This window comes from Bacillus sp. PS108 (assembly GCF_037963335.1).
GTDB lineage: Bacteria > Bacillota > Bacilli > Bacillales > Bacillaceae > Bacillus > Bacillus subtilis.
Genome location: NZ_CP150155.1, coordinates 3286389 through 3312120 on the forward strand (window position 1 = coordinate 3286389; position 25732 = coordinate 3312120).

At 44.7% G+C, this 25732-nt stretch carries 26 protein-coding genes and 1 pseudogene; 8 read left to right on the forward strand and 19 right to left on the reverse strand.

All coding sequences use genetic code 11. The features are described 5' to 3' along the window. Positions 1-9: 9 nt before the first annotated feature. From NSQ16_RS17145 to NSQ16_RS17160, 4 genes and pseudogenes are all read right to left on the reverse strand, one after another. Positions 10-297, reverse strand: a complete 288-nt coding sequence (locus NSQ16_RS17145) for a YusU family protein (protein ID WP_021480568.1) — start codon at positions 295-297, stop codon at positions 10-12. Positions 298-321: 24 nt separating this feature from the next. Beyond that, entirely contained in the window at positions 322-1149 is an 828-nt protein-coding gene (locus NSQ16_RS17150; RefSeq protein WP_010886609.1) for an ABC transporter ATP-binding protein, read from the reverse strand. Between the two features lie 217 nt (positions 1150-1366). Continuing rightward, a complete protein-coding gene (locus tag NSQ16_RS17155; RefSeq protein ID WP_014477935.1) occupies positions 1367-1804 on the reverse strand; it encodes a YusW family protein in 438 nt (145 codons plus the stop codon). 109 nt (positions 1805-1913) lie between these two features. Then, positions 1914-3709: pseudogene (locus tag NSQ16_RS17160) on the reverse strand (M3 family oligoendopeptidase). A gap of 134 nt (positions 3710-3843) precedes the next feature. On the opposite strand from NSQ16_RS17160, the gene NSQ16_RS17165 reads away from it, so the two are divergent. After that, a complete protein-coding gene (locus NSQ16_RS17165; RefSeq protein WP_129138198.1) occupies positions 3844-4686 on the forward strand; it encodes an oxidoreductase in 843 nt (280 codons plus the stop codon). An 89-nt stretch (positions 4687-4775) separates the two neighbouring features. After that, positions 4776-5237 carry a metalloregulation DNA-binding stress protein MgrA gene (gene mrgA / locus NSQ16_RS17170; protein WP_128422402.1) on the forward strand — a complete coding sequence of 154 codons (462 nt, stop codon included), beginning with the start codon at positions 4776-4778 and terminating at the stop codon, positions 5235-5237. A 43-nt stretch (positions 5238-5280) separates the two neighbouring features. On the opposite strand, the gene htrB is transcribed toward mrgA, so the two are convergent. After that, positions 5281-6657 carry a serine protease Do-like protein HtrB gene (htrB, locus tag NSQ16_RS17175; protein WP_032726833.1) on the reverse strand — a complete coding sequence of 459 codons (1377 nt, stop codon included), beginning with the start codon at positions 6655-6657 and terminating at the stop codon, positions 5281-5283. Between the two features lie 277 nt (positions 6658-6934). Here htrB and cssR point away from each other — a divergent pair, with 277 nt between their 5' ends. Continuing rightward, positions 6935-7612: a secretion stress-responsive two-component system response regulator CssR gene (gene cssR / locus NSQ16_RS17180; protein ID WP_003228529.1), complete on the forward strand. Its 678-nt coding sequence runs from the start codon at positions 6935-6937 to the stop codon at positions 7610-7612. Further along, on the forward strand, positions 7609-8964 hold the full coding sequence (gene cssS / locus NSQ16_RS17185; RefSeq protein WP_003228527.1) for a secretion stress-responsive two-component system sensor histidine kinase CssS: 1356 nt from the start codon (positions 7609-7611) through the stop codon (positions 8962-8964). The genes cssR and cssS overlap by 4 nt, the downstream gene beginning before the upstream one ends. A 27-nt stretch (positions 8965-8991) precedes the next feature. On the opposite strand, the gene spxO is transcribed toward cssS, so the two are convergent. Then, positions 8992-9156: an anti-adapter protein SpxO gene (gene spxO, locus NSQ16_RS17190; RefSeq protein WP_003221681.1), complete on the reverse strand. Its 165-nt coding sequence runs from the start codon at positions 9154-9156 to the stop codon at positions 8992-8994. Between the two features lie 167 nt (positions 9157-9323). Between spxO and NSQ16_RS17195 the strand changes: the two genes are divergently transcribed. After that, positions 9324-10199, forward strand: a complete 876-nt coding sequence (locus NSQ16_RS17195) for a TetR/AcrR family transcriptional regulator (protein WP_198878514.1) — start codon at positions 9324-9326, stop codon at positions 10197-10199. A 39-nt stretch (positions 10200-10238) separates the two neighbouring features. On the opposite strand, the gene fumC is transcribed toward NSQ16_RS17195, so the two are convergent. Both fumC and NSQ16_RS17205 read right to left on the reverse strand, forming a co-directional pair. Further along, positions 10239-11627 (reverse strand): class II fumarate hydratase, encoded by a 1389-nt coding sequence (gene fumC / locus NSQ16_RS17200; RefSeq protein ID WP_003228523.1) that lies wholly within the window; start codon positions 11625-11627, stop codon positions 10239-10241. 66 nt (positions 11628-11693) lie between these two features. Next, a complete protein-coding gene (locus NSQ16_RS17205) occupies positions 11694-11879 on the reverse strand; it encodes a YvzF family protein (protein ID WP_003244599.1) in 186 nt (61 codons plus the stop codon). A 117-nt stretch (positions 11880-11996) separates the two neighbouring features. Between NSQ16_RS17205 and gerAA the strand changes: the two genes are divergently transcribed. Genes gerAA through gerAC form a run of 3 tightly spaced genes read left to right on the forward strand, consistent with a single transcriptional unit; the run spans position 11997 to position 15629 of the window. Continuing rightward, complete coding sequence (gene gerAA / locus NSQ16_RS17210; protein WP_003243555.1) at positions 11997-13445, forward strand: spore germination receptor protein GerAA; 1449 nt, start codon at positions 11997-11999, stop codon at positions 13443-13445. Beyond that, positions 13414-14511: a spore germination receptor protein GerAB gene (gene gerAB / locus NSQ16_RS17215; RefSeq protein ID WP_009968145.1), complete on the forward strand. Its 1098-nt coding sequence runs from the start codon at positions 13414-13416 to the stop codon at positions 14509-14511. The genes gerAA and gerAB overlap by 32 nt, the downstream gene beginning before the upstream one ends. Next, positions 14508-15629, forward strand: coding sequence for a spore germination receptor protein GerAC (gene gerAC / locus NSQ16_RS17220; RefSeq protein ID WP_003243203.1), 1122 nt, complete (start codon positions 14508-14510; stop codon positions 15627-15629). Before gerAB ends, gerAC begins: the two co-directional genes overlap by 4 nt. A 7-nt stretch (positions 15630-15636) precedes the next feature. Here the strand turns inward: gerAC and liaR are convergent, their stop codons facing one another. The 11 genes from liaR to NSQ16_RS17275 form a co-directional block, all read right to left on the reverse strand. Beyond that, positions 15637-16272, reverse strand: a complete 636-nt coding sequence (gene liaR, locus NSQ16_RS17225; protein WP_003243201.1) for a two-component system response regulator LiaR — start codon at positions 16270-16272, stop codon at positions 15637-15639. After that, positions 16250-17332 carry a two-component system sensor histidine kinase LiaS gene (gene liaS / locus NSQ16_RS17230; RefSeq protein ID WP_003244464.1) on the reverse strand — a complete coding sequence of 361 codons (1083 nt, stop codon included), beginning with the start codon at positions 17330-17332 and terminating at the stop codon, positions 16250-16252. Before liaS ends, liaR begins: the two co-directional genes overlap by 23 nt. Then, a complete protein-coding gene (gene liaF / locus NSQ16_RS17235; protein ID WP_003228510.1) occupies positions 17329-18054 on the reverse strand; it encodes a LiaRS two-component regulatory system accessory protein LiaF in 726 nt (241 codons plus the stop codon). The genes liaS and liaF overlap by 4 nt, the downstream gene beginning before the upstream one ends. 33 nt (positions 18055-18087) lie before the next feature. Next, the gene (locus tag NSQ16_RS17240; RefSeq protein ID WP_198878513.1) at positions 18088-18960 is read right to left on the reverse strand and encodes a DUF4097 domain-containing protein; all 873 of its coding nucleotides are present in this window, start codon (positions 18958-18960) and stop codon (positions 18088-18090) included. Between the two features lie 101 nt (positions 18961-19061). After that, entirely contained in the window at positions 19062-19739 is a 678-nt protein-coding gene (locus tag NSQ16_RS17245) for a PspA/IM30 family protein (protein ID WP_003228506.1), read from the reverse strand. Positions 19740-19765: 26 nt separating this feature from the next. After that, positions 19766-20146 (reverse strand): cell envelope stress-induced membrane anchor protein LiaI, encoded by a 381-nt coding sequence (gene liaI, locus NSQ16_RS17250; RefSeq protein ID WP_003243447.1) that lies wholly within the window; start codon positions 20144-20146, stop codon positions 19766-19768. 161 nt (positions 20147-20307) lie between these two features. After that, positions 20308-21576: an MFS transporter gene (locus NSQ16_RS17255; protein ID WP_015714685.1), complete on the reverse strand. Its 1269-nt coding sequence runs from the start codon at positions 21574-21576 to the stop codon at positions 20308-20310. Between the two features lie 176 nt (positions 21577-21752). Then, the gene (locus NSQ16_RS17260) at positions 21753-22334 is read right to left on the reverse strand and encodes a cob(I)yrinic acid a,c-diamide adenosyltransferase (RefSeq protein ID WP_033884696.1); all 582 of its coding nucleotides are present in this window, start codon (positions 22332-22334) and stop codon (positions 21753-21755) included. A gap of 22 nt (positions 22335-22356) precedes the next feature. Continuing rightward, positions 22357-23685, reverse strand: coding sequence for an ATP-binding cassette domain-containing protein (locus tag NSQ16_RS17265; protein ID WP_106073456.1), 1329 nt, complete (start codon positions 23683-23685; stop codon positions 22357-22359). Continuing rightward, the gene (locus tag NSQ16_RS17270) at positions 23685-24746 is read right to left on the reverse strand and encodes an iron ABC transporter permease (protein WP_106073414.1); all 1062 of its coding nucleotides are present in this window, start codon (positions 24744-24746) and stop codon (positions 23685-23687) included. The genes NSQ16_RS17265 and NSQ16_RS17270 overlap by 1 nt, the downstream gene beginning before the upstream one ends. Beyond that, the gene (locus NSQ16_RS17275; RefSeq protein WP_046663939.1) at positions 24709-25653 is read right to left on the reverse strand and encodes an ABC transporter substrate-binding protein; all 945 of its coding nucleotides are present in this window, start codon (positions 25651-25653) and stop codon (positions 24709-24711) included. The genes NSQ16_RS17270 and NSQ16_RS17275 overlap by 38 nt, the downstream gene beginning before the upstream one ends. Between the last annotated feature and the right edge of the window lie 79 nt (positions 25654-25732).

Sequence of the window (25732 nt, forward strand, 5' to 3'; positions counted from 1 at the left end):
GCTTTTTGGCTATTGTTTGTTTCGATGCGCTTCATTTAATTCCTTAATATGCTGAATGATCTCTTTAATGCCCTGCTTTGCGTCGGGGTATGTCGCATTCCAATGCTTAGCGAGCGGTGGCATGCTCTTGGCTATATGCGTGTACAAAATCCATTGCTTCACTTCTTCTTTTAGCTCATCGTTTGTCTCACCAAGCAGAAGCTCAGTATACTTCTCCAGCAATCCATCCAGCTGCTCCTGAAGTTTTTGTTCCATTTGCCATCTTCCTTTCGAAAAAACAGCAAGGAGCTTTCTCAATTGAAAGCTCCTTCGCTGCGTTATTTATCCATGTGATGTGAAAGCCGCTTCCTGGACAATGCATCTGCCCCTGCCATGAGGAATGCAAAGAGGCGTTCCGAAGAGCGGGTCCTGTGTAACCTGACAGTTCATAGAAAACACATTTTGCACAAGATCACAAGTGATGACCTCTTCCGGACGGCCTTCTGCATAAATCCGTTTGTCTTTTATGGCCACAAGATGATGTGCATAGCGGCACGCCAAGTTTAAGTCATGGAGAACCATAACAATCGTCCGGTCTTCCTTTTCATTCAGCTCAAACAGCAAATCAAGAATTTCAATTTGATGCGTCATGTCTAAATACGTCGTCGGCTCGTCAAGAAGGATGATATCCGTTTCCTGGGCAAGCGTCATCGCAATCCAAGCCCGCTGGCGCTGTCCGCCTGACAAAGAATCAACGGCACGGTCAGCCATGTCCTCAAGCTTTGTTGCTTTAAGCGCTCTTTCAACTGCTTCCTCATCCTCTTTTGACCACTGCTTCAGCCAGTTTTGGTAAGGATATCTTCCTTGCTTCACCAGCTGATGCACCGTCAGCCCCTCTGGAGCCGAAGGACCTTGGGGCAGGATTGCGAGCTCTTTTGCGACTTCCTTCGTCGGAAGCTTGGCAATCGCTCTTCCTTCCAGCAGCACTGAACCGCCTCTCGGCTTCATCAGGCGCGCTAATGAACGTAAAAGTGTCGATTTTCCGCAGCCATTGCTGCCAATAAATACGGTAATTTCACCTTTGGGAATTGTTAAATTCAACTCATCAATAATAACGGCATCCCCGTATCCTAAGCTCAGCGTTTCTGTAGAAATTGCACTCATACCCATAACCGCTCCTTTTTGCTGGCTTTTTAGCAGCACTATGTATTGCACGTTTTCTATATACATGCTTTTAAGTCAATTGTCATCAATGCAAGTGATTCCGATATTCAGCCATTTGATATGGTCATATATCCCTCATTGTAGCAGAAAACACTGACTTTGAAAATCATTTTCAATTAGTTTTATGGACATAATTGACGTTTATGGGTTTTTTATCACAAGATTACTTCTTGATTTCTCTGATGGAGCCGTCCTTCAGCTTCAATTTTAAATCGATATGATCATAATGACTGTCCAGATTAAATGCTGCCAGCACACTGTGTATCACTTCTGTTTCAGCCATTTGGTCTGTCACGGAAAGCTCGCTCAAAATCATTTTCATCTCATCCAATGCTTCTTCTCCCTCCTGATTGACACCGGAGAGCTTATCCTGTATTTCCGCTTTTTCCTGAGTTCCGTTCTTTGTATAGATTCCTTCATAACGGTTATGCTCACCATCCCCGTAGCTCACACGAAGCGAAAAATTACTGTAGGGAACGGACTTCAGCTGGGTGACGGCTGTATTTTCTCCTTCTGCCTGCTGCTGGTCTTCATTGAAACGGCAGCCCGCAATCAGAACCACTGCGAGACATACAGCCCCGGCTGCTCTGATCAAATGCATATGTTTCCCCCCTGTAGGATTCCATTTATTTTAGGTATATCCAGAGAATGAAATCCTCATTCAGAGAAGAATTGAAAAAGCCGGGGCATTTAACGCCACGGCTTTTTCTTTAAGATTCGGTCATTTGTAAAAAGGTTTCGGCGTCACGCACAGCCAGCTTGATGGCATTCTCCCAGAAATCGCGCTTTGTGATGTCAGCGCCCAAATGCTTCATCGCCAAATCCTCCACTGTCATAGAAGCCGTATCGCGCAATAGCGCCATATACTTCTCTTCGAATGCATTTTTTTCTTCAAGCGCCAGCGCGTAAATGCCAAGAGAAAACAGGTAGCCGAATGTATAAGGGAAATTGTAAAACGGCACCCTCGTGATGTGAAAATGAAGCTTTGATGCCCAAAAAAGCGGATGATATTCTTCTAACGCATTGCAGTATGCCTCTCTTTGCGCCTCTTCCATCAGCTCATTCAAGCGGCTGGCCGGTACCACTCCCCGCTTTCGTTCCTCGTAGAATCTCGTTTCGAATAGAAATCTTGCGTGAATGTTCATGAAGAACGCAACGCTTCTTTGCACTTTATCCTCCAGAAGAACAAGCTTTTCTTCCCTGGTCTCGGCCTGCTGGACAGTCGCGTCCGCGACTATCATCTCTGCAAACGTTGAAGCTGTTTCTGCAACATTCATGGCGTAGGAGCGGTTTAACGGCCTGACGTTGAGCATTGCTTCCTGATGGAACGCGTGCCCGAGTTCATGCGCAAGGGTAGAGACATTTGAGGCGCTTCCCGAAAATGTCATGAAAATCCGGGATTCCCCGCTGTCCGGAAAACTGGTGCAAAAGCCGCCGACTCTTTTTCCGCTCCTGTCTTCCGCCTCAATCCAGCCGTCCCGAAACGCTTTTTCAGTGAATGAGGACAGTTTTTTGCCAAACGTTGAAAACTGGCTGGTAATGATATTTGCGGCTTCATCATACGAATAGACCTTTCCGTCAGAACCGATCGGTGCCTCGACATCGTACCAGCTGAGTTTTTCAAGGCCGAGCATGGATGCTTTCCGGTTCAAAAACTGAACGAACGGCTTCTTGTTTTCAGTGATGACCTGCCACATCGTATCAAGTGTTTCTTTTTTCATCCTGTTGATTTGCAGCGGTTCCTTCAGGACATTCTCCCAGCCACGCGCTTTATAGGTTTCAAGCCGGAATCCCGCCAAATGATTCAGCGTGCTGCTGAAAAGATCCTGCTTGCTCTCCCAAGCTTGGCGGAAACGTTCATATACTGTTTTTCTGACAGCACGGTCTTGATGGTCCATCATATTCTCCGCCTGACCGACAGACAATTGCTTGTTTTCACCGTTTTCCTCATACGGGATCGTCATTTTCCCGACAATCATATTGTATAAGTCACTCCAAGCGTGATATCCGTCCACCGCAAGGTTCCCGATCAGTTTTTCTTTACCGGGGCTAAGCTTTTCGGCAACCCTCTGTCTTCTTTCATTTAATATGTAAGATATATCTCTTAATCCCGGTTTTGTTAACAATTCATTCCACACGTCTTGATTAATGTCCACAAGTTTATGATCTAATGTAACGAGCGACGATTGAAAATCTGCGGAAAGCCGATTCATGAGCGCCTGATGCTCTATAGCCTTTGGACATTGATATTCTGGGCCTGGAGGCAAGCAACAAAAGCGCCGGCCTGCTGAAGCTTGACGGATGTCTGTTCGAATAAATCAAGCAACGCGGTCAGCCCTTCAGCCTCTTCAGGCGATTCAGGCACCTGAAACGCATCAGTCCTGTCTTGAAATGCACGCAGACTTTGTGACAGCTTCTCAATATAACCTTTGAATTCTTCCGATTGGCTCCCGCCCTTAAAAAATGAATCAAGATCCCATCTTTGGCCTACCCCTTGCAGCGCCATATCACAAAACCCCTTTCCTTCTTTCGTTCTATTATAGAACAATTCTGAATTGTTGTATAAAAATTTCTTTTTACAGGCGTCATCTCCTGTTCAGGATAGTACAATAGCTGTAGCAGTTTAATAGGAGGGATAGGATGAATAAAAAAATAGCAATCGTAACGGGAGCGTCCAGCGGCTTCGGTCTGCTGGCAGCTGTAAAGCTTGCCCGATCATTTTTCGTGATAGCCACATCAAGACAGCCTGAAAAAGCGGAACAGCTTCGGGAATTGGCTGCAGCACACAATGTGTCTGATTCTATTCACATTACAGCTCTCGATGTCACCGATGAACAATCTATAGTCTCATTCGGAAAAGCTGTTAGTGCTTACGCCCCGATCGACTTACTCGTTAACAACGCCGGAACGGCTTATGGAGGATTTATCGAGGATGTGCCGATGGAACATTTCAGACAACAATTTGAAACGAATGTCTTCGGTGTGATCCATGTGACAAAAACCGTTCTCCCTTACATAAGAAAGCATGGCGGCGCAAAGATTATAAACGTGAGCAGCATCAGCGGACTGACCGGATTCCCAGCGCTGTCACCATATGTTTCTTCTAAGCATGCATTGGAAGGTTTTTCTGAAAGCCTGCGTATCGAGCTGCTTCCGTTCGGTATCGAAACCGCTTTGATCGAGCCGGGCTCATACAAGACATCGATCTGGTCAACGTCATTATCAAATTTTATGTCGGTGCCTGCTGACGATTCAGCCTATCATCAATACTATAAAAAGATCCTTTCCTACGTTGAAAAAAACGGAGAAGAAAGCGGAGATCCCCAAGAGGTTGCCGACCTCATTTATCAATTGGCAACAAAACAGCACATCAAGAAATTGCGATACCCGATCGGAAAGGGCATCAAGCTCACCCTGCTATTCCGATCGCTTTTTCCTTGGTCTGCGTGGGAGTCTATCCTGAAGAAAAAGCTATTCAAATAACCTAAATTATAATTATTATAATTTAGTATTGATTTTTATTTAGTATATGGTATAATTAAAACAACAGATCACAAGGAGGACGTTATCTTATGAAAACTGAAAATGCAAAAACAAATCAAACATTAGTTGAGAATTCAATGAACACACAATTATCAAACTGGTTTCTTTTATACTCTAAGCTCCACCGTTTTCATTGGTATGTGAAAGGGCCTCATTTCTTTACATTGCACGAGAAATTTGAAGAACTTTATGACCATGCGGCTGAAACAGTGGATACCATCGCTGAGCGCCTGCTGGCGATTGGCGGACAGCCTGTTGCCACAGTGAAAGAATACACTGAGCATGCATCTATCACAGACGGCGGAAACGAAACATCAGCTTCAGAAATGGTACAAGCATTGGTAAACGACTACAAACAAATCTGCAGCGAATCTAAATTCGTGATCGGCCTGGCTGAAGAAAATCAAGACAATGCGACAGCGGACTTGTTTGTCGGATTAATTGAAGAAGTTGAAAAACAAGTGTGGATGCTTTCCTCTTACTTAGGATAAAAAAAGCTGAACCCTATTTTGGGTTCAGCTTTTTGTTTTTTTCTTAGCTTGAACTGCTTTCTGTCTGCTTGGTCAGTGTCGCGTTCAACGTTTTCGTTTTTCCCTTTCGCAGCACTTGGATTGTTGTTTTATCTCCGACTTTTAAGTCTTTGTAAAGGATCTGACGGATATCCGCACTGCTTTCCACGTCTTTACCGTTTAGTTTGACAATGACATCCTCAGATTTAATACCTGCTTTTTCTGCCGGTGAATTTGCTTGAACTTCTTTTACATAAACACCTTTGCCCAATTGATCTCCAAACAGGCCGAGCGTATTTTCCTGATAGGTTTCAGGAACTTGTGACATGTCAATCATCTGCACGCCTAAAAACGGACGGTCCACCTTCCCGTTTTGCAGCAGCTGGTCAACAATCGGCTCGACATCATTGCTTGGGATCGCAAATCCAAGTGATTCCACGCCGCTTTCGCTCACCTTCAAGCTGTTTATGCCGATGACCTGGCCGCTTGCATTGATTAATGGGCCTCCGCTGTTCCCCGGATTGATCGCTGCATCGGTTTGCAGCACGTTCATTTCCACCGTCCCTTGTGTTGTATCCACATCAATTGTCCGGTTCAGTCCGCTAATGATGCCTTGTGTCACCGTACCGGAAAACTGCTGTCCGAGCGGGTTACCGATAGCGATTACCTTTTCGCCAGTGCGCAGCTGTGAAGAATCACCAAAGCTCGCCACTTTTTTGACGTTCTTGCTGCTGATTTCCAAAACTGCCAAATCAGTAATGGTATCGCTGCCGACAAGCTTGGCAGTTTCCGTTTCTCCGTTGTATAGCGTAACAGTCAGCTTGTTCGCGCCTTCAACGACATGGTTGTTTGTAATGATATACGCTTTATCGCTGTCTTTTTTGAAAATAACACCTGACCCGGTTCCGCTTTCACTTTCTGAGCTGGAGCCTCCTCCCGTGCCGAATGTGTTATTTTGAGAGGTTTGGATATTTGAGATTCCGACAATCGTAGGCTCTAAATCCTCTACCATATCAGCGATGTTTGATGCGTTCGTTATCGGCGCCGTTGTAAAATTATCAGACTGCACCTGTTTATTTGCGGAAGCGGTTTCGGTCGCCTGATTTTGGTCTGACGGCAGATAAGGCGCGATGCCAAGCATGAGGCCCCCGCCGATAATACCGCCTAAAATCGGGCTCAGCCATGCGGCTCTCCGTTTCTTTTCTTTTTTCACAGCCGTTTCTTGCTTTTCCATTTCTAAAGCAGAAGCCGTTTCCTGCCGTCCCGCTTCATACGACACAGGCGCGTCAAGCAATTCTTGTTCAGAATGTCCAATCAGCTTCTGGTTTTCTGTATTCTGCTGTTCTGTATGTGAAGGTTCAGTTTGATGTTGATCGTTTTGGCCATCACGTCGATAATCCATGTTCTTACACTCCTTTAACGGTTATTCATTTATCGTTACATATTCATCGCATGTACAAGTTCAATTGTCCCAATAATGAGGAGAAAAGCAAAGCACCAAAATAGAATATGTTTGATCATCCTACATCTTCCTCGCTCTTTTTCTCTTCCTTTCTTCCCTTATACATATCATAAACAAACATTGTGGGATAAAAATGAAAAGAATATGTGAAATTATGAAAATTGCCTGCCGTATGTTAAAACTAGTTTATAATGACGTTGAAAGGATGTGAAGAGCCTTGTCATACACCATTTATCTAGTTGAAGATGAGGATAACCTGAATGAACTGCTGACGAAGTATTTAGAGAATGAGGGCTGGAACATTACATCTTTTACGAAAGGTGAAGACGCCAGAAAGAAAATGACACCGTCTCCCCACCTATGGATTCTCGATATCATGCTGCCGGATACCGACGGCTATACATTAATAAAAGAAATCAAGGCGAAAGATCCTGACGTGCCGGTCATTTTTATTTCCGCCCGAGATGCGGATATTGACAGAGTGCTTGGCTTAGAGCTTGGCAGCAATGACTACATTTCCAAGCCGTTTCTGCCGCGGGAGCTGATTATCCGTGTGCAAAAGCTGCTGCAGCTCGTATATAAGGAAGCTCCTCCTGTCCAAAAAAATGAAATTGCCGTCTCCTCGTATCGGGTTGCTGAAGACGCCCGCGAGGTTTATGACGAAAACGGGAATATCATCAATTTGACGTCAAAGGAATTTGATCTGCTGCTATTATTTATCCATCATAAAGGGCATCCATACTCTCGTGAGGATATCCTCCTAAAAGTGTGGGGACATGACTACTTCGGAACAGATCGGGTCGTTGATGATCTCGTCCGGAGACTGCGCAGAAAGATGCCTGAATTGAAGGTGGAGACGATTTACGGTTTCGGCTACAGGATGATGTCATCATGAAAAACAAGCCGCTCGCGTTTCAGATATGGGTTGTCATATCCGGCATCCTGTTAGCGATATCGATTTTACTGCTTGTGTTATTTTCAAACACGCTGCGAGATTTTTTCACTAATGAAACGTATACGACGATTGAAAATGAGCAGCATGTGCTGACAGAGTACCGCCTGCCAGGTTCGATTGAAAGGCGCTATTACAGCGAGGAAGCGACGGCGCCGACAACTGTCCGCTCCGTACAGCACGTGCTCCTTCCTGAAAATGAAGAGGCTTCTTCAGACAAGGATTTAAGCATTCTGTCATCTTCATTTATCCACAAGGTGTACAAGCTGGCTGATAAGCAGGAAGCTAAAAAGAAACGTTACAGCGCCGACGTCAATGGAGAGAAAGTGTTTTTTGTCATTAAAAAGGGACTTTCCGTCAATGGACAATCAGCGATGATGCTCTCTTACGCGCTTGATTCTTATCGGGACGATTTGGCCTATACCTTGTTCAAACAGCTTCTGTTTATTATAGCTGTCGTCATTTTATTAAGCTGGATTCCGGCTATTTGGCTTGCAAAGTATTTATCAAGGCCTCTTGTATCATTTGAAAAACACGTCAAACGGATTTCTGAACAGGATTGGGATGACCCAGTAAAAGTGGATCGGAAAGATGAAATCGGCAAATTGGGCCATACCATCGAAGAGATGCGCCAAAAGCTTGTGCAAAAGGATGAAACAGAAAGAACTCTATTGCAAAATATCTCTCATGATTTAAAAACGCCGGTCATGGTCATCAGAGGCTATACACAATCAATTAAAGACGGGATTTTTCCTAAAGGAGACCTTGAAAACACTGTAGATGTTATTGAATGCGAAGCCCTTAAGCTGGAGAAAAAAATAAAGGATTTATTATATTTAACGAAGCTGGATTATTTAGCGAAGCAAAAAGTGCAGCACGACATGTTCAGTATTGTGGAAGTGACAGAAGAAGTCATCGAACGATTGAAGTGGGCGCGGAAAGAACTATCGTGGGAAATTGATGTAGAAGAGGATATTTTGATGCCGGGCGATCCGGAGCAATGGAACAAACTCCTCGAAAACATTTTGGAAAATCAAATCCGCTATGCTGAGACAAAAATAGAAATCAGCATGAAACAAGATGATCGAAATATCGTGATCACCATTAAAAATGACGGTCCGCATATTGAAGATGAGATGCTCTCCAGCCTCTATGAGCCTTTTAATAAAGGGAAGAAAGGCGAATTCGGCATTGGTCTAAGCATCGTAAAACGAATTTTAACTCTTCATAAGGCATCTATCTCAATTGAAAATGACAAAACGGGTGTAACATACCGCATAGCAGTGCCAAAATAGACTGTAGATGTTTTGCAGTCTATTTTTTTATGTGAAAGAATAGCCGTTAAAATCTCTGTAATTTGTTTTGAGCGGCTGTTTGCATTGATGAACCCATTTTTTCTCTGACAAGGTCTGCTTCGGATATTTGACTTTCTCCACTTTGATTCCTCTGTTTCGCAAGCGGCTGATCATTTCGTCCAATTCTCTCATTCTAGATTCACCCTTTCACTTGAGCTTTGACCATTCGGTCATCTCAATTTATAATATAAATAATACATGATAAAAAAACAAGTTACAATAAGGTTAATTTTATAACAGACGGTGTGACTATATGGTCATATCCTAGCAGGCCTCCGGGCTCCGAAAGGGTGGAACCATTGAAGGAAAAAGAAAAACTGATTATTGAAACAGCCTTAAAACTATTTGCCCAAAAAGGATACAACTCAACATCAGTCCAGGAAATCGCAAAAGAATGCAAAATATCTAAAGGCGCTTTTTATATTTATTTTCCTTCGAAAGAAGCGCTTCTTCTCTCTATGCTGAACTACTATTATGATAAAACGTTTACCCGAATTTTAAATATTAAAACGAAGGGCGACAGCCCCAGAACGGCTTACCGTAAACAGCTGACCGTCCTCTATGAAAACATTCTTGAACACAAAGATTTTATCAGCATGCAGTTGAAGGAGGGTTCTCTGCCTTACACAGAAGAAGTGGAGCAATGCGCAAAAAAAATCCGCCAGTCCTCACTTCAATTTCATATCGACAGCCTGCTGAACATCTATGGAAAAAAAGCGGAACCCTACACTGCTGAGCTTTGTTTTTTAATAGAGGGCATCAGCCAGATTTACCTGGAATGCATGATTTTGCTCGGGTACACTGTGAAGCCGTCTCAATTAGCTAATATCATTATGAATCGAATTGATGATATGGTAAAAGGCATGTCTGAACGAAACGATAAGCCTTTCATCACATTGGAAGACGCTAGCTCTTTATTCGGGCCTCTTACGCACGGACGGCCTGACCCGCTGACTGAATCAATTGTGAAAAGCCTACGTGACAAAATTAACAGCTTAAACACAAACTCCTCTCTTGAATTATCGGAGAGCTTAGACATACTTGAAGCAGAAATGAAGAAAAAAACACCGAAGCTGGCGATCATAAAAGGAATGATTCATAATCTGACGGAGTCTGAAGCTCTCGCCAAAGATGCGGAACAGCTTAAATATTTATTAAAACAGCAACATATTTAGAAGAACGGCTGCTTAAAAAGCAGCCGTTCTTTCTTCCTATTACGCCTTTGGTTTTACCATGTCTTCCGGCTTAACCATTTCGTTAAATTGCTCCTCTGTCAGCAATTCAAGCTTCAAAGCTGCTTCTTTGAGCGTCAATCCCTCTTTATGGGCAAGCTTGGCGATTTTCGCCGCGTTTTCATAACCGATATGCGGGTTCAGCGCCGTAACAAGCATTAATGAATTTGACAGGTTTTCCTGAATGGTTTCTTTATTAGGCTCAATACCGACAGCACATTTATCATGGAATGAATTCATGCCGTCACTGAGCAGCTGCACAGATTGCAGGAAGTTGTAAATAATAACAGGCTTAAACACGTTCAGTTCAAAGTTCCCCTGACTCGCCGCAAAGCCGATTGTCGCATCGTTCCCCATGATTTGCGCTGCGATCATTGTTAACGCTTCGCTTTGTGTCGGGTTGACTTTACCAGGCATAATAGAGCTTCCCGGCTCATTTTCAGGAATGACGATCTCCCCGATGCCGCAGCGGGGTCCGCTTGCGAGCCATCTGACATCGTTCGCGATTTTCATTAAGTCAGCCGCAAGCGCTTTTAATGCGCCATGCGCATAAGTGATTTCGTCATGGCTTGTCAGCGCGTGGAATTTATTCGGCGAGCTGCTGAACGTTTGGCCGGTCAGCTTAGTGATCTCTTCTGAGACAAGCTCTCCAAACTCTGGGTGAGCGTTGATACCCGTTCCGACAGCCGTTCCACCAATTGCAAGCGCACGCATTTTATCTGTCGCTTCCAAAATCATTTCCTTCGAACGGTCCAGCATGTGAACCCATCCGCTGATTTCCTGTCCGAGGGTCAGTGGCGTAGCATCCTGAAGATGCGTGCGTCCGATTTTGACAATATCATTGTATGCTTTTGCTTTTTCATCCAGTGTATTGCGAAGCTGATCAAGCGCCGGCACAAGCTGCTCGTAAACAGCCAAAACAGCGGCAACATGCATCGCAGTCGGGAATGTGTCGTTTGAGCTTTGGCTTCGGTTCACGTCATCATTTGGATGAATCGTTTGATCAGAGTTCTTCTCTTTTAATAAAGCAGTCGCACGGTTGGCTACCACTTCGTTCATGTTCATATTGCTTTGTGTGCCGCTTCCGGTCTGCCATACGACAAGCGGGAAGTTGTCATCGTACTTGCCTTTGAGCACATCATCACAAACCGCTGCAATCGCTTCTGCTTTTTCAGCGTCCAGATTGCCGAGGCGTTTATTAGCTAGAGCAGTGCTTCGTTTTAAAATTGCAAACGCCTTCACAACACGCATCGGCATTTTTTCAGAACCGATCTTAAAGTTCTCCTTGCTTCGCTGTGTTTGGGCGCCCCAAAATTTATCAGCAGGAACTTTTACTTCTCCCATGGTGTCTCGTTCAATTCTGTATTCCATTTATGTATCCCTCCATAAAGGTTGCTTCAATAGATCATAATTCGCCAATGACACAAAAAATCCTTTTTATTTTTCGATCTTGGCAGATTTTAATTTTAATTCAAGATATACGCGGGAATCCTTTGAATATTTGTATTTTGGATTTGTCCTGCCGTACTCCTTTGATGTATAAGAGACATCATAATGCTGTTCAAATGATCTAATGAGCTGTTCAATTTCTTCTTGTTTTCCAGCTAGCCTTACCTGTGCCACTTCGTATCCTCCGCTTTCATAAAAAAACTTACTCCATGAAATACTCTAACACAGTATATCATTTTTTTAACAGGAAAAGATAACCTCTACTAAGGTTTTGGATAAGAGGTGACCTCATTGGAACAAACAGAGTTTAAGGAATATATACACGATAATTTAGCATTGGTGCTGCCAAAATTAAAAGAAAACGATGATCTGGTGAAAAACAAAAAAATGCTTGCGAACGGACTGGTTTTTTACTATCTCTATTTCAGTGAAATGACTGATGAGAATAAGGTGTCAGAAGCCATTAAAACTTTGATTAAAGATGAGGAGACCTTAACGCTTGACCAGGTCAAAAAACGCCTTGACCAGCTTGACGCAAGACCTGTTGAAACTGCAAAAAAAACGATTGAATCGATTCTCAACGGCAATTGTGCTGTGTTTATCAACGGATTGGATAAAGCCTATATTCTGACCACAGGAAAGAAAAAAACAAGAAGCCTGACAGAGCCGACAACTGAAAAAGTGGTTCGCGGCCCAAAAGTAGCGTTTGTAGAGGATATTGATACAAATCTCGCTCTGATCAGACAAAGAACCTCTCATCCGAAATTGATCACCAAAAAAATCATGATCGGCGAAAACAAGCTGAAGCCTGCAGCCATTATGTACATTGAAGGCAAAGCAAAAAAGTCCGTCATAAAAGAAGTGAAGGCGCGGCTTAAAAATATCCAGCTGGAAGATATCCAGGACAGCGGAACGCTCGAGGAGCTCATTGAAGATAATAAATATTCACCATTTCCGCAGATACAAAATACGGAAAGACCTGACAAAGTATCTTCAGCCCTGTTTAACGGCCGTGTGGCAATTTTGGTCGACAGTTCACCATTTGTGCTGCTGGTGCCGGTTTCTCTCGGCATCCTGATGCAATCCCCGGATGACTACTATGAACGCTGGATTTCAGCATCTCTTATCCGGTCGCTGCGCTTTGCTTCTATCTTTATCACCTTGTTTTTGTCATCGATTTATATAGCACTTGTTTCCTTCCATCAGGGGCTGCTGCCGACCGCACTCGCCGTCACGATTTCGGCGAACAGGGAAAACGTGCCGTTCCCTCCGATATTTGAAGCCCTGCTGATGGAAGTAACCATCGAGCTGCTAAGGGAAGCCGGACTGCGACTCCCCAATCCGCTCGGACAGACGATCGGCCTCGTTGGGGGCGTAGTCATCGGACAGGCTGCTGTAGAAGCGAATCTCGTCAGTTCGATTATGGTCATTGTCGTCAGTGTCATTGCCCTGGCATCCTTTACCGTTCCTCAATACGGAATGGGTCTGTCTTTCCGGGTGCTGCGTTTTATTTCGATGTTTTCCGCCGCTATTTTAGGGCTATACGGCATTATTTTATTTATGCTTGTCGTTTATACGCACTTAACGAGACAAACGAGCTTTGGGTCTCCGTATTTTTCGCCAAACGGATTCTTTAGCCTGAAAAATACGGATGACTCCATTATCCGTCTCCCAATTAAAAACAAACCAAAAGAGGTGAATAATCCAAATGAGCCAAAAACAGACTCCACTGAAACTTAATACCTTTCAAGGTATTTCTATTGTTGCAAATACAATGCTTGGGGCCGGACTTTTAACATTGCCGCGAGCGCTGACCACTAAGGCTAATACGCCTGACGGCTGGATCACGCTGATATTAGAAGGTTTCATTTTTATTTTCTTCATTTATTTAAACACGCTCATTCAGAAAAAACATCAATACCCTTCACTCTTTGAATATTTGAAGGAAGGGCTTGGGAAATGGATCGGCAGCATCATCGGCCTTTTGATCTGCGGCTATTTCCTCGGCGTAGCCAGCTTCGAGACACGGGCAATGGCTGAAATGGTGAAGTTTTTCCTGCTGGAGAGAACCCCAATTCAAGTCATTATTTTAACGTTTATTTGCTGCGGCATTTATTTAATGGTTGGGGGCTTAAGCGATGTGTCGCGGCTGTTTCCCTTTTATTTAACGGTAACCATTATTATTTTGCTGATTGTGTTCGGGATCAGTTTTAAAATTTTTGATATCAATAATTTGCGTCCTGTTTTAGGCGAAGGCCTTGGACCCATTGCAAACTCCCTTACCGTCGTTTCCATCTCTTTTTTAGGAATGGAAGTGATGCTGTTTCTTCCTGAACATATGAAGAAAAAGAAATACACGTTCAGATATGCGTCTCTAGGATTTCTGATTCCGATTATCTTATATATCCTTACGTATATTATCGTTGTCGGAGCTTTGACCGCTCCCGAGGTGAAAACGCTGATTTGGCCGACTATTTCTCTCTTTCAGTCCTTTGAGCTTAAAGGCATATTTATTGAACGGTTTGAATCCTTTTTACTGGTGGTCTGGATTATCCAGTTTTTCACCACATTTGTCATTTACGGATACTTTGCCGCTAACGGGCTAAAGAAGACATTTGGATTATCGACTAAAACAAGCATGGTGATTATCGGCATAACGGTCTTTTATTTTTCTCTCTGGCCGGATGACGCCAATCAAGTCATGATGTATAGCGATTATCTTGGCTATATTTTTGTCTCCCTGTTTCTGCTTCCGTTCATTCTCTTTTTCATTGTAGCTCTCAAGAGGAGGATTACAACAAAATGAAAATCCGGATTTTATGTATGTTTATATGCACCCTATTGCTGTCCGGATGCTGGGACAGTGAGAATATCGAGGAATTAAGCTTAGTGATCGGAGTAGGGCTAGACAAGCCTGACGATGAAAATTTAGAGCTGACACAGCAAATTCTCGTGCCGAAAATAATCAGCGCCAAGGAGGGCTCTTCATCTGATCCGACACAGCTTTCTATCACAAAGGGTAAAACTGTCCATCAAATGATGAGAACCTCTGCATTAAAGCATAAGCCTACGTTTTCACAGCATTTGCGTCTCATTCTGCTTTCCAAAAGCGTGATTGCGGATCAAATTGGAATGGACGCCATTATTAACCAGTTTGTCAGAGACAACGGAACAAGGAGGAGTTCCTACGTCTTTATCACCAACGGCCGAACTAAGGATATATTTAACATGAATGATGAAGGCGAACCCGCATCCAACGTGATATATGATCTGACAGAGAATAATAAGGTGACGATCAGAACGATGGAGCCAGTTACATTGGGGGAGATCTCAGAACACTTAACCTCTGACGATTCATTCCTCATCCCTCATGTCGGTAAGGAAAACGGCAAGCTCGCGATAAACGGAGCCTCTATCATAAAAAATAAATTATGGCACCGGGACCTCACCCCGATTGAGGTTCAAAATATCAGCTTATTTTCAGGCACTGTCGAGGGAGGCGTCATTGACTTGAAGCGCGATGGCCATCTCTTTTCTTATGAAGTATATTCAAGCAATCGGAAGATCAAGACGGCATACAAGGACGGAAAGTTCAAATTCACCGTTACCCGCAATATTGAAGGTCGTCTATCTGAGGACTGGAATCCCAATGAAGACTCGTTTAAGGATTCATATATTAAAAGTATTGAAAAGACAGTCGAAAAACGAGTACACGAAACAGTAACGTCATTTATTACAGAGAAGCTGCAGAAAGAGATCAAAGCGGACGTAACCGGGCTGGGAAACGAGGTCAGAATTCATTATCCTCAAAAATGGAAAAAGATTTCAAGAAAATGGGATGATGATTATTTCAGCAATGCGGAAATAGACTACCGGGTCAATGTGATTGTCAGAGACTTCGGAACGAAAGGCGCAAACAAATAGCAGCCGCCTAATTCACGAGATGATTTCGGTGTGCGTACACCGCCGCCTGCGTCCGGTCACTGACATCCAGCTTTGATAAAATATTCGTAATATGTGTTTTGACTGTTTTAATCGTAATAAACAGTTCCTCGCCTATTTCTTTGTTTGTCTTTCCTTCTGCGATCAGGCAGAGTATTTCGAGCTCCCGTTTTGTAAGCGATTCATGCGGGAGCGCGTTTTCACCTGAGTGGCGCAGCCTGGATAATACTTTTCCCGCCACTTTTGACTCCAGCTTCGGCTCTCCCTTGCTTGCGGCGCGGATGGCATCGGCGATTTCTGCCGCTTTTGAGGTTTTCAACAGATAGCTGAGCGCGCCAGCTTCAATAACCGGGTACACTTTGTCATCATCAATGAAGCTAGTGAGCACAATAATTTTCGGGTCGGAAAGCTCCCGGCAAATTTGCTTTGTAGCTTCAATGCCATCCATGCCCTCCATGACAAGGTCCATTAAAATGACATCAGGCGACAGTTCCACAGCAAGCCGAACACCTTCGCTGCCGTCCGATGCTTCGCCGATGACTTCAATATCGGGCTGCGCCTCCAAAAAAGCCGCGAGCCCCATTCTGACCATTTCATGATCATCAATCAATAATACTCGAATCACGTTCGTTCTCTCCTTTTTCTTCCGGAAAAATCGGGACCTTCACTTCGATTTGAGTGCCTTTTCCTTCTACTGAAATCACTTCGGCGACACCGCCGATTTCACTTGCACGTTCTTTCATAGAATTCAAGCCGTATGAGGAGGCTTTCACCTGGTCCATTTTAAAGCCTTTTCCATTATCAATCACCTTCAGACGGAGCTGGCTGTTCTTTATGCCCAGAATCACGGTTACTTTTGACGCTTTTGAATGTCTAAATACGTTTGAAAGGGCCTCCTGCACGATTCTGAACAAGTGGTCTTCAACACCCTTGGATATCGCTGTGTCCTGTATATCCCACTCAATATCAATCGGCTGCTTTTTTCGGAACTCGTCCAAAAGCTCCGTAAGGCCCTCCTTCAGCCCTTTTCCTTCAAGGGTAACAGGCCGTAAATGGAGCAGCAGCGCCCTCATCTCATTTTGGGCTTCGCCTGCCATATGCTCTACCATCCTGATCCGCTTGACTGTTTTGTCATCAGCATCCTTGACATGTTCCAGCACGGCTGATGTCATCATCGATATGGCAAAGAGCTGCTGGCTGACCGCATCATGAAGATCTCTAGCCAATCGCTGGCGTTCTTCTGAGATAACCGACTTCTTCATTTGAGCCTGCCATTCCGCACGTTCATTGGAAAGTTTCTGGAGGGATGCGACTTGAAGCTCCACGCGCTTCGCCATTTCGTTCAGCTGATCAGCGGCCAGGCCGATTTCATCATCACCGAGCGGCGGTATCCGATAAGCGAAATTGCCGTTTTCAAAGGTTAAAATGGATTCAATTAATGTATCAATCCTTGTCTTCAACCGGTTGCCGTACATATACCCTGAGGCGAAACCGACGGTCACGCTGATCAGAAGCAAAATCAGGATAAACGGAATTCCGAACCAGCTAGATGACAGCAAAACAAGCGGATCGAGCCGATAGTAAAACATCATAAAGGAAATCAGGCAAACAAAAAGGAGCAGGCTGATTCCCGTTGTCATGCGGATGGCGCGCCATTGGAGGCTGGCAAGCATTTTTTTTCTCATACGTACTTCACATCCACATCACCGATAAATAAGGAAACGGACACTTTGACACGGCGCTTTGACTCGCTGAAATCGGTTGACGCGGCATATACCTTCGTGCTTAATCCGCTTTTCTTCGAGCCGATCAGATTGATGTCACCTATAAAAACAGCTGAGCTGACAGCCACTTCAAGGTCCGATGGTACATAAATATCAACGTTTCCAATGACTCCGCTAATGACGATTGTACTTTCTCCCTCAGGAATCATCGCTTTAGATAAATCGATTTTGATATCACCGATAAAACCAGAGACATTTAAATCATTCAGGTCAAACGGCTGCTTCATCATTTGCAGCTCACCGATAAAAAAGCTGCGCATGTCGGGATGTTTTACATCTTTTGGCGGATCATGATGTTCTTTTTTATTGAGGTTGACCTGTTTCTCATTCGGTTCGAATATCGGCTTCCCTTTGACAAGCCTGTAGCCGGCGTAAATCAGAAATGCGGCAAACGCATAGCCGAATAAATTAAAGGTGATGCTGAAGAGGTTTTTCAAAAATAGAAACGCGGCAAAGATATACATGACGGAGCCAAGCCAATCACGGGAATATTTTTTAAGGAAATAGCCGGCAATCAGAAAAAAGAGCGGCCAAAACAGCAGATCGCCTATTCCGATAATTTGCAAAAACATACTGATGCCGAATAAAGCAATGATCAATCCGAGAAGCTGTTTTTTTGTCATTCCTGGTGTCCGCCTCCTTTCTTCTGCCTAGTGCTACCGTATCGCTAGATCCCCGCTGTCCGTTTTGATGTCGATTGGATGCTGGCCGCTTCCTTGCGTGCCTGTGATGTGATGCTGTTCTTTATGTGCTTTATCAGCAAATGAATACGGCGAACTGACGTCACCGCTTGCTGATAAAGCATTGACTGCAAAGCTGCCGTTTTGGGGAAGGCTTACATTAGCATCACCGCTTGTCAGCGTGACAGATACGGGACCGGTTACCTTTTTCAATACAGCATTAAAATCTCCTGAAGTCATTTTCACATCAAGAGAGCCTGATACATGAACCAGATTTGCGTCCCCTGAAGCTAAATCAATGCCGGCTGTTTTGGAGACGGTATTTGAAATGGAAACATCCCCCGATGATGCCTTCACTTTCAGATCTTGAATGCGGACGTCCGTCACGCTCGTATTTCCGCTCGCAGATACTGCGTTCAGCCCGGAAAGCGCAAGATGGTCATTCCCGGCCACAGACACGTCACCGCTTGAGGTTCGTACTGCCAGATCACCTTTATAATCATACGGAAGCCTGACGATAAGAGTTGAACGGTTAAATCCATTCAAAAATTGAAATTCTTTTTCCTTTACGGTCAGCTCCAGTTTTCTTCTGTTTTCAGTAACAAATAACTTTCCTGAGTCTCCTGAAATGCCTGCCGATATGTCACTTCGTTCTTCCGCTATAATCCGGACATCCTTGCTATCCGACTCAATGACCATGCTGTCAATGTCCCGCGGCGATGCGCTGGCTGAATCAGCTTCTGTGCCATTTATGAAACCTAGGCCTGCAGCAAACACATCTTTTACGACAACAGCGAAAAAAACCAGAATACCGGCAGTGATCAACAGTTTGCCAAGCATTTTTTTCATTCGGTTTCATCCTTCTCATTCATTCTATTATAAAGGAAAAGCTTGCGAATTGATACGTGCGGAAGGGGAAGGACTTGACCGCAAATCCTTCCCCGTTCCGCTTATTCATTTGCCGCTTGTGTCTGGTCTGATTTTTGCAGTGAAAGTGTCCGCATTTTTTCAATCTCCGCTTCTACATCGTCTGCGAATTCTTTACGTGTAAGTTCTGTGCCGGCTTCCGCTGACTTTGAATAATTCGCGCGGATTTCCATTTCTTCAATACGATTTTCAATACGCAAAAATTCACGATACGCGCTTTCACTGTCAATTTTGTCAAATGTGGTATTCATATGCTCTTTAGCTTTCGCCGCATTTGCCCGCGCAATCAGCGCCTGTTTTTTATCCTTTACGTCCTGAAGCTTTGTTTCAAGTGCAGCCAGTTGCTCTTTCAGATCGGCCAGCTGACTGTTTGCCTGTTCATAGGAAGCTTTATGCTCAGCCGCCTTTCCTTCTAAATACTTCATTTCAGTCAGCGCCTTTTTCGCCAGTTCTTCTTCACCTGCGTCAAATGCGAGCTGTGCCTGATTTTTCCGTTTTCCAGCCACTTCAGCGGCTTCTTCATATTTTTTCTTAAATTGATAGGCAATCGTGTGCTGTTTCACAATTGTTTGCTTTGCTTTTGCGATGTCGCTTTCCATATCGCGTACATATTGATTCAGCATCACCTTTGGATTCTCCATTTTATCAAGTCCTTCATGAACTGACGCAACAAACATATCTCTGATTCTTTTTAATACCATACCTAATTCCTCCTAATATATTGATATTATTTTTTCTTCAAAAATTCTTCCCATTCATCATCAAAGTGAGATTGGTAGGCAGCAGAAGCCGGTTCAGGATCAAAAGATGATACACCGTTATCAGCTGATCCGTTTTTCATCAGCTTCCAGCCGTAATACACCATAGCGGCCGCCAATGCGATTCCGACGACAAACGGAAGTGAGCAGATGAGCATAATGGCTCCGATACCGCCCACGATGATTCCCGTGATGGTTTTTCCCGCGGCAAACCTTTTGATTCCTGCGTATGTCATCAAGCTCCCGATGGCGAGCGGGATGATAAAGCCGAAGCTTCCTCCTCCAAAAAAGACAGAGATCCCAAATACAATTAATAAGAATCCGCCTATTGTTTTCTTGTTTATCTTCATGCAGATCCTCCTTTCGTTTTCCTTGTCTTCATCTTATACAAGTTGGAAGATATGCAAAACGAATCAGAGATTGATTTTTATATAAGACCGGAGTCGTATCTCGCACCGGACCCATTGGCACAAAAAAACGCCATGCACGAGGCATGGCGTTTTAAAACCCTTTACAGATGAACACTTGCTTCCCTTTCTTTAATCAGGTCGGACCTTTCTGCTTTGGCCAGTTTTGTAAACAGCAAAATTCCGATACCCGCAATAATTTCGACAATCCCGCCGGCAGCGATCACTTTACCTGAGCCGAAAGCATTAGCGGCATACCCGCAAATGACAGCTCCGGCTGGGATCGAAATATTGGAGATCATATGTATAACGGCGTAAACCTGCGGCTGATCCTCACTATCCACAGACGTCTGGATAATCGTGTACTCAGGAACATTAACAGCACTGACTGCGGCGCCAAAGGTAAAAGCAGCGAAAAAGACGAGCGGCAAAAAGGTATTCATCCCGGTAATAAAGAAAGCAAATCCTTCAATAATACCGGCAGTGACGAATAACAAGCCGTACCTGTTTACCTTGACTTTCGCCAGCACAAACCCTAATAAAAACGCGCCCGCGGCGGTGGTGGCCTTTAAAAGCGAGTATACGATCGGCTGGCCGTTTAAATCTTCCGCAACGTATACGGCAGAGAGCGCTTCCCATGGGGCAGCCGCGAAATTCATAAAGATACAGTAAATGGCGAGCGGATATAAAATCTGGTGTTTTCTGACGAGCCTAAAGCCGCGTTTCAGTCTTCCGATATATGTGCCTCTCTGTGTAACAACCGCAGACTCTGATTGAGATTCAACCGCAGTGTACTTAATAAAAAGAACGAGAAAACCTGACACCAAATAGAGCACAAGTGCGATAAGCATGGTATAAGAAGGACTGATAAATGTGAGAAAAGCGCCACATAATGTGACAGCCCCGAGCCTGACAATTTGAGCGGAGGACTGCAGCACAGCATTTGCTTTTTGAATGCCCTGTTCATTTACGATTTGAGGAATCAAAGCGATAGAGGCGGGATTGTAGGCAGCTCCAGTAGCTGAATGCACAATCATAAGCGTCATGACAAACCACAGCGGAGAGAAGCCCGCAAAATGACATAGAGGGATAATCAAAACAATCGCCGCCCTTGTCAGATCTGAAAAGTACATCCAAAATTTCAGCGTGGTCTGTTTCATAAAAGGCCCCGTCACAGGCGCCAGAACGGCTTCCGGCAAAAACGTGACAGCAATCAATAAAGCAGTGCCGATCGCACCTTTGCCGTCATAAATTAAAAACCATAATATTGAATTAAATGCGAACATATCGCCGGATATCTTGACTATTCTTGAGAAAAACAGATAATTGAAATTTCTCTTCCAGATGCTATCACTTTCAATTAAATTCACCATCCATCAGAGCCCCCCGTTGCCTATTTTTTACATCTATTTATTACAATATCTCATTTTTCCATTTTTCAGTCAATAATTCATAAGGTTCATTTTTTGTCGTAAAATGGGAAATTGACAGAGTGAAAAACAAAAAAAGCCGGCATGTATTTGAACACGTCGGCTTTCGTTTTCACTTTTTATGATTCACTGCTGTTTCGGTCCCGAAACACAATGGCACTTCTTTCATATTCTACATCGCCAATACCGCTTCTTGCATTCACAACCCGTGCGGCGGCAAAGAAATAATCGGACAGACGATTGAGATAACGCAGCACTGTTTCATGAATCTCCTCCGATTTCATCAGCGCCACCACTCTTCGTTCTGCCCTCCTTGTAATGGTGCGTGCGATATGGAGAAGCGAAGCACACTCTGATCCGCCTGGAAGAATAAATTTCTTCAGTTCCGGCGCTTCTGCTGTATAGGCATCAATGCGCGTTTCTAAAAAGGAAACAGATTCTTCCGTTAGTTTGTAGTCTTTTCTTTCTGTGACGATTGCCAGATCGCCTCCGCAGTCAAACAGCTCATGCTGGATGGTCAGCAGCTCGGCTGTCAGATCTTCAAAGCCGGGCTGCCCGGAAAGCTCTGCCAAAGCAAGCCCGATAAAGCTGTTAAGCTCGTCAATCGTGCCGTAGCTTTCGACGCGTAGGCTGTCCTTGTCCGTTCTGCCCCCGACTAAGCCCGTTTGTCCCTTATCGCCTGTTTTTGTATATAGTTTCATACCCTGAATCTCCTTTACAGACTTATTCAAACAACTCAGCAGCCTCTTTTACACATTCAGCTGTCCCTTTCTTTATCAATTGGTTCAGCCGCTGTTCTATGTTTTCGGATTGCTGAGTTTGAGTCGCGGCGATGAGAATATCACCTGTGCCTCCTCCGTCTCCCAGCACTTTCGTCCGTTCTGCTTCGGCAGCCATAAGAGCTTTGATGAAGAATTGATCTGCCGCATAGCCGTTAATCAAAATCCAAATCGAAAAGCCGGTCTGAACGCATATGAAAACGGATAACTCTCCGTCTTCATAAGTTCGATACACGAAACGGTCAAGTCTTTCTGAAGAAGCCATCGCACACGTCTCCTGCAGTTGAAAACCGCTTTCTGAAAGACAGGCCGTAAGTCCTTCTATCGGATCTGGCTGATCTGGCAGCCGTTTATGGATCAGCGTCCTGCTCCACGAAAACCCTGCACCGATAGGCGTCGAGGACAATGTTCGAAGCGGGATTTCCGTTTGCAGAAGAATGTTATCACGCCCCGCTTGGAGCAATGCTTCAAATGGGATAGACTGCCGCTTCACGCTATCTTTTTCAGGCTGAATCACAATCATCGGTTTAGGTGAGCTTTGATGAACCAAGGCGGTGACATCTGTATCGTACACCGCCTTTATGCTTTGTTCTGTAACAGCATATTCCGGTTTTTGCTTTGGCCCAGCGGTACCGTTTTTCATAAACATGAGCTCATCACAGTACAGGCTTGCGGTGTTCAGATCATGAAAAACACTGACAGCTGCCAATCCGCTTTCTCTCGTCAGGCGTTTGATCAGATCAAGCAGGTCTTTTTGATAAGCCAGATCGAGAAAACTAGTCGGCTCGTCCAAAAATAAAATACGCGGCTGCTGCGCCAAAGCTTGTGCCAAATACACCCGCTGCTGTTCCCCTCCGCTTAGTTCGCGAATCGGCTTTTGCGCAAAAGCGGCCACTCCTGTTTGCTCCATTGCTTCCTGTACAATGGCTTCATCCTTTTCAGTCTGCTGTCTGAACAGCCCCGTTTGGAATGGATATCTGCCAAAGGCTACAGTTTCTTCGACGGTAAAGGTGAAGGCTTGTTCCGTTTTTTGTGGCAGGACGGCCATGATTTGCGCCAGTTCCTTCGGTTTATAGTCCGCCAGCAGTTTTCCGGCCAGATAAACGCTGCCTTCCTTGGCCGGCAGCGTGCCTGTCAGCAAGTGCAAAAGCGTGGTTTTTCCGCTTCCATTGGGGCCGAGAATTCCGAGAAAATCTCCCTTCTCCACTGTTAAGCTGACATTGTTGATTAGGCGGCGGTCCCCGTATCCTCCCGACAGCCCTTCTGCCTTCATCATAAGCTTCTCCCCCCGCGGTGCTGCCGAATTAAAATAAGAGCGAACACAGGCGCTCCCGCCAAGGACGTAATGATCCCGATCGGCAGTTCAATCGGCTCAATGATGGTTCTGGAAAGCAGATCGGCTAAAACGAGAAACCCTGCCCCGAGCAAGGCGGACAGCGGCAGTAAATGCCGATGGTCCGTTCCCCACAAAAGCCTTGTGATATGCGGAATCACAAGGCCGACAAAGCCAATCGTACCCGATACTGCCACAGCGCTTCCCGTCAAAAGAGATCCTGCTATTAATATCATCATCTTCCTCTGCTGAACGCTGACTCCAAGAAGCTTTGCTTTATCTTCTCCATATGTCATCACGTTCAATTCCCTACCGTTTAAAATCAATAAAATGGTTCCCAAAAGAAAAAACGGGAGAAACAAAATAACATAGCTCCAGCCCCTCATTGAGACGCTGCCAAGCAGCCAATGCACAATCGGAAGCAGGTTGTCTCCTGTCAAGGCGATGATAAGAGAAATAAATGCGCCCAAAAAAGAGTTAGTGATTACACCGGTCAAAATGAGGGTGGAAACAGACATCGAAGCATGAACGAGGCGGCTGAAGAAAAGGACCGCCGCCATCGTGGCAAGTGCCGCGGCAACACTCACAACCGGGAGTGTAAACTCTCCGATGACAGGAAGGTGCAGACCTAAGAACAGAGTCACAACAGCTCCGACTGAAGCACCGGATGACACACCTAGCGTATAGGGATCAGCAAGTGGATTTTTCAATAATCCTTGAAAAGCGGCCCCTGCAATAGAAAGAGCCGCCCCCACAAGGGCGGCCAGCACAACTCTCGGCAGTCTGATATTCATCATAATATTAGTGTACATCGGATCATCAGAACCGATAGAGCCGCCGAAACCTTGATGCCAAAAGACACGAAAAACAGCGGGAATAGGAATATGCAGGCTGCCGCAAGAAATTCCTAAGATGATGCTCACGGCTAAAAATGAGAAACCAATGATATATGCGGCATAACGATTATTCCTTAAACGTATCCGGGTAAATGCTTTCCGCAAGTTCTTCGACCCCTTCGATCAGACGGGGACCGGAACGTGTCACAAGATCAGGGTCCACATCATATACACGATGATGTTTCACAGCATTGATTTCGCTCCAGCCATCGCGTTTTTCCACAGCTTTCGCTTTCACACCGTCCGTTGTAACAATTGCATCAGGATTGAGTTTTACGATCGCCTCGTCTGTCATTTGCACCCATCCTGTCTGATCCGCAGCTGCGTTTTTAGCATGGATGACATTCAGCATTTCATTCATAAACGTATCTTTTCCGGTTGTATAAATGTCAGGATCAGGAGAAACCTCGATAAATACGCTTTTCTCCTCGTCTTTTGAAATGGTTTTCGCTTTTTCTTGAATATCCTTTAGATCTGATTTCATGCTTTTCACGAGCTGATCGGCTTTTTTCTCCGCCCCGCCAGCTTCTCCGATCATTTCGATTGATTTGTACACCTCGGAGAATGATTGTGCATCATTGACAGTCAGCACTGTAATGCCCGCGTCCTTCAGCTGTTTGATGGCATCCGCTGATGCTGACATGGAAGACTCATGGGCCAGAACGAGATCTGGTTTTAGAGAAATGACTTTTTCAACGTTTACATTCATATCTCCGACTTTCTCAACCTTTTTGACTTCCTTTGGATAGGTATCGTTTGTGGTGACACCGACCACTTTGTCACCAAGGCCAAGTGCGTATGTAATTTCTGTGTTGCTCGGCATTAATGAAACAATCTTTTTTGGCTCTTTTTTGATGGTTACATCTTGGTTTGACGCATCATCAATGGTGACAGGAAACGCTTCTGTTTTTTGTTTTGTCTTTGAATCCTTCTGATCCGCAGGATTGCCGCAGCCTGCCAGCATAACAGCAGCCAGCAGGAGCGCAGTCCATATCCCGGCTCGTTTTTTCATAATATTTTCCTCCTAAACGAACTAAAAAAGCATCTCTACGACGGTAAAGATGCTGTAAACAACACAAAAAAGCCTATTG

Excerpts from the sequence above, each read along its gene's own strand:
- NSQ16_RS17255 (WP_015714685.1), bottom strand. The coding sequence starts at position 21,576 with ATGGTGAATTTAATTGAAAGTGATAGCATCTGGAAGAGAAATTTCAAT.
- liaF (WP_003228510.1), bottom strand. The coding sequence starts at position 18,054 with ATGACAAAAAAACAGCTTCTCGGATTGATCATTGCTTTATTCGGCATC.
- mrgA (WP_128422402.1), top strand. The coding sequence starts at position 4,776 with ATGAAAACTGAAAATGCAAAAACAAATCAAACATTAGTTGAGAATTCA.
- NSQ16_RS17155 (WP_014477935.1), bottom strand. The coding sequence starts at position 1,804 with ATGCATTTGATCAGAGCAGCCGGGGCTGTATGTCTCGCAGTGGTTCTG.
- NSQ16_RS17260 (WP_033884696.1), bottom strand. The coding sequence starts at position 22,334 with ATGAAACTATATACAAAAACAGGCGATAAGGGACAAACGGGCTTAGTC.
- liaS (WP_003244464.1), bottom strand. The coding sequence starts at position 17,332 with ATGAGAAAAAAAATGCTTGCCAGCCTCCAATGGCGCGCCATCCGCATG.
- NSQ16_RS17150 (WP_010886609.1), bottom strand. The coding sequence starts at position 1,149 with ATGGGTATGAGTGCAATTTCTACAGAAACGCTGAGCTTAGGATACGGG.
- gerAC (WP_003243203.1), top strand. The coding sequence starts at position 14,508 with ATGAAAATCCGGATTTTATGTATGTTTATATGCACCCTATTGCTGTCC.
- spxO (WP_003221681.1), bottom strand. The coding sequence starts at position 9,156 with ATGAGAGAATTGGACGAAATGATCAGCCGCTTGCGAAACAGAGGAATC.
- gerAB (WP_009968145.1), top strand. The coding sequence starts at position 13,414 with ATGAGCCAAAAACAGACTCCACTGAAACTTAATACCTTTCAAGGTATT.
- NSQ16_RS17245 (WP_003228506.1), bottom strand. The coding sequence starts at position 19,739 with ATGGTATTAAAAAGAATCAGAGATATGTTTGTTGCGTCAGTTCATGAA.
- htrB (WP_032726833.1), bottom strand. The coding sequence starts at position 6,657 with ATGGATTATCGACGTGATGGCCAAAACGATCAACATCAAACTGAACCT.
- liaI (WP_003243447.1), bottom strand. The coding sequence starts at position 20,146 with ATGAAGATAAACAAGAAAACAATAGGCGGATTCTTATTAATTGTATTT.
- cssS (WP_003228527.1), top strand. The coding sequence starts at position 7,609 with ATGAAAAACAAGCCGCTCGCGTTTCAGATATGGGTTGTCATATCCGGC.
- NSQ16_RS17275 (WP_046663939.1), bottom strand. The coding sequence starts at position 25,653 with ATGAAAAAACGAGCCGGGATATGGACTGCGCTCCTGCTGGCTGCTGTT.
- NSQ16_RS17265 (WP_106073456.1), bottom strand. The coding sequence starts at position 23,685 with ATGAAGGCAGAAGGGCTGTCGGGAGGATACGGGGACCGCCGCCTAATC.
- NSQ16_RS17165 (WP_129138198.1), top strand. The coding sequence starts at position 3,844 with ATGAATAAAAAAATAGCAATCGTAACGGGAGCGTCCAGCGGCTTCGGT.
- fumC (WP_003228523.1), bottom strand. The coding sequence starts at position 11,627 with ATGGAATACAGAATTGAACGAGACACCATGGGAGAAGTAAAAGTTCCT.
- NSQ16_RS17240 (WP_198878513.1), bottom strand. The coding sequence starts at position 18,960 with ATGAAAAAAATGCTTGGCAAACTGTTGATCACTGCCGGTATTCTGGTT.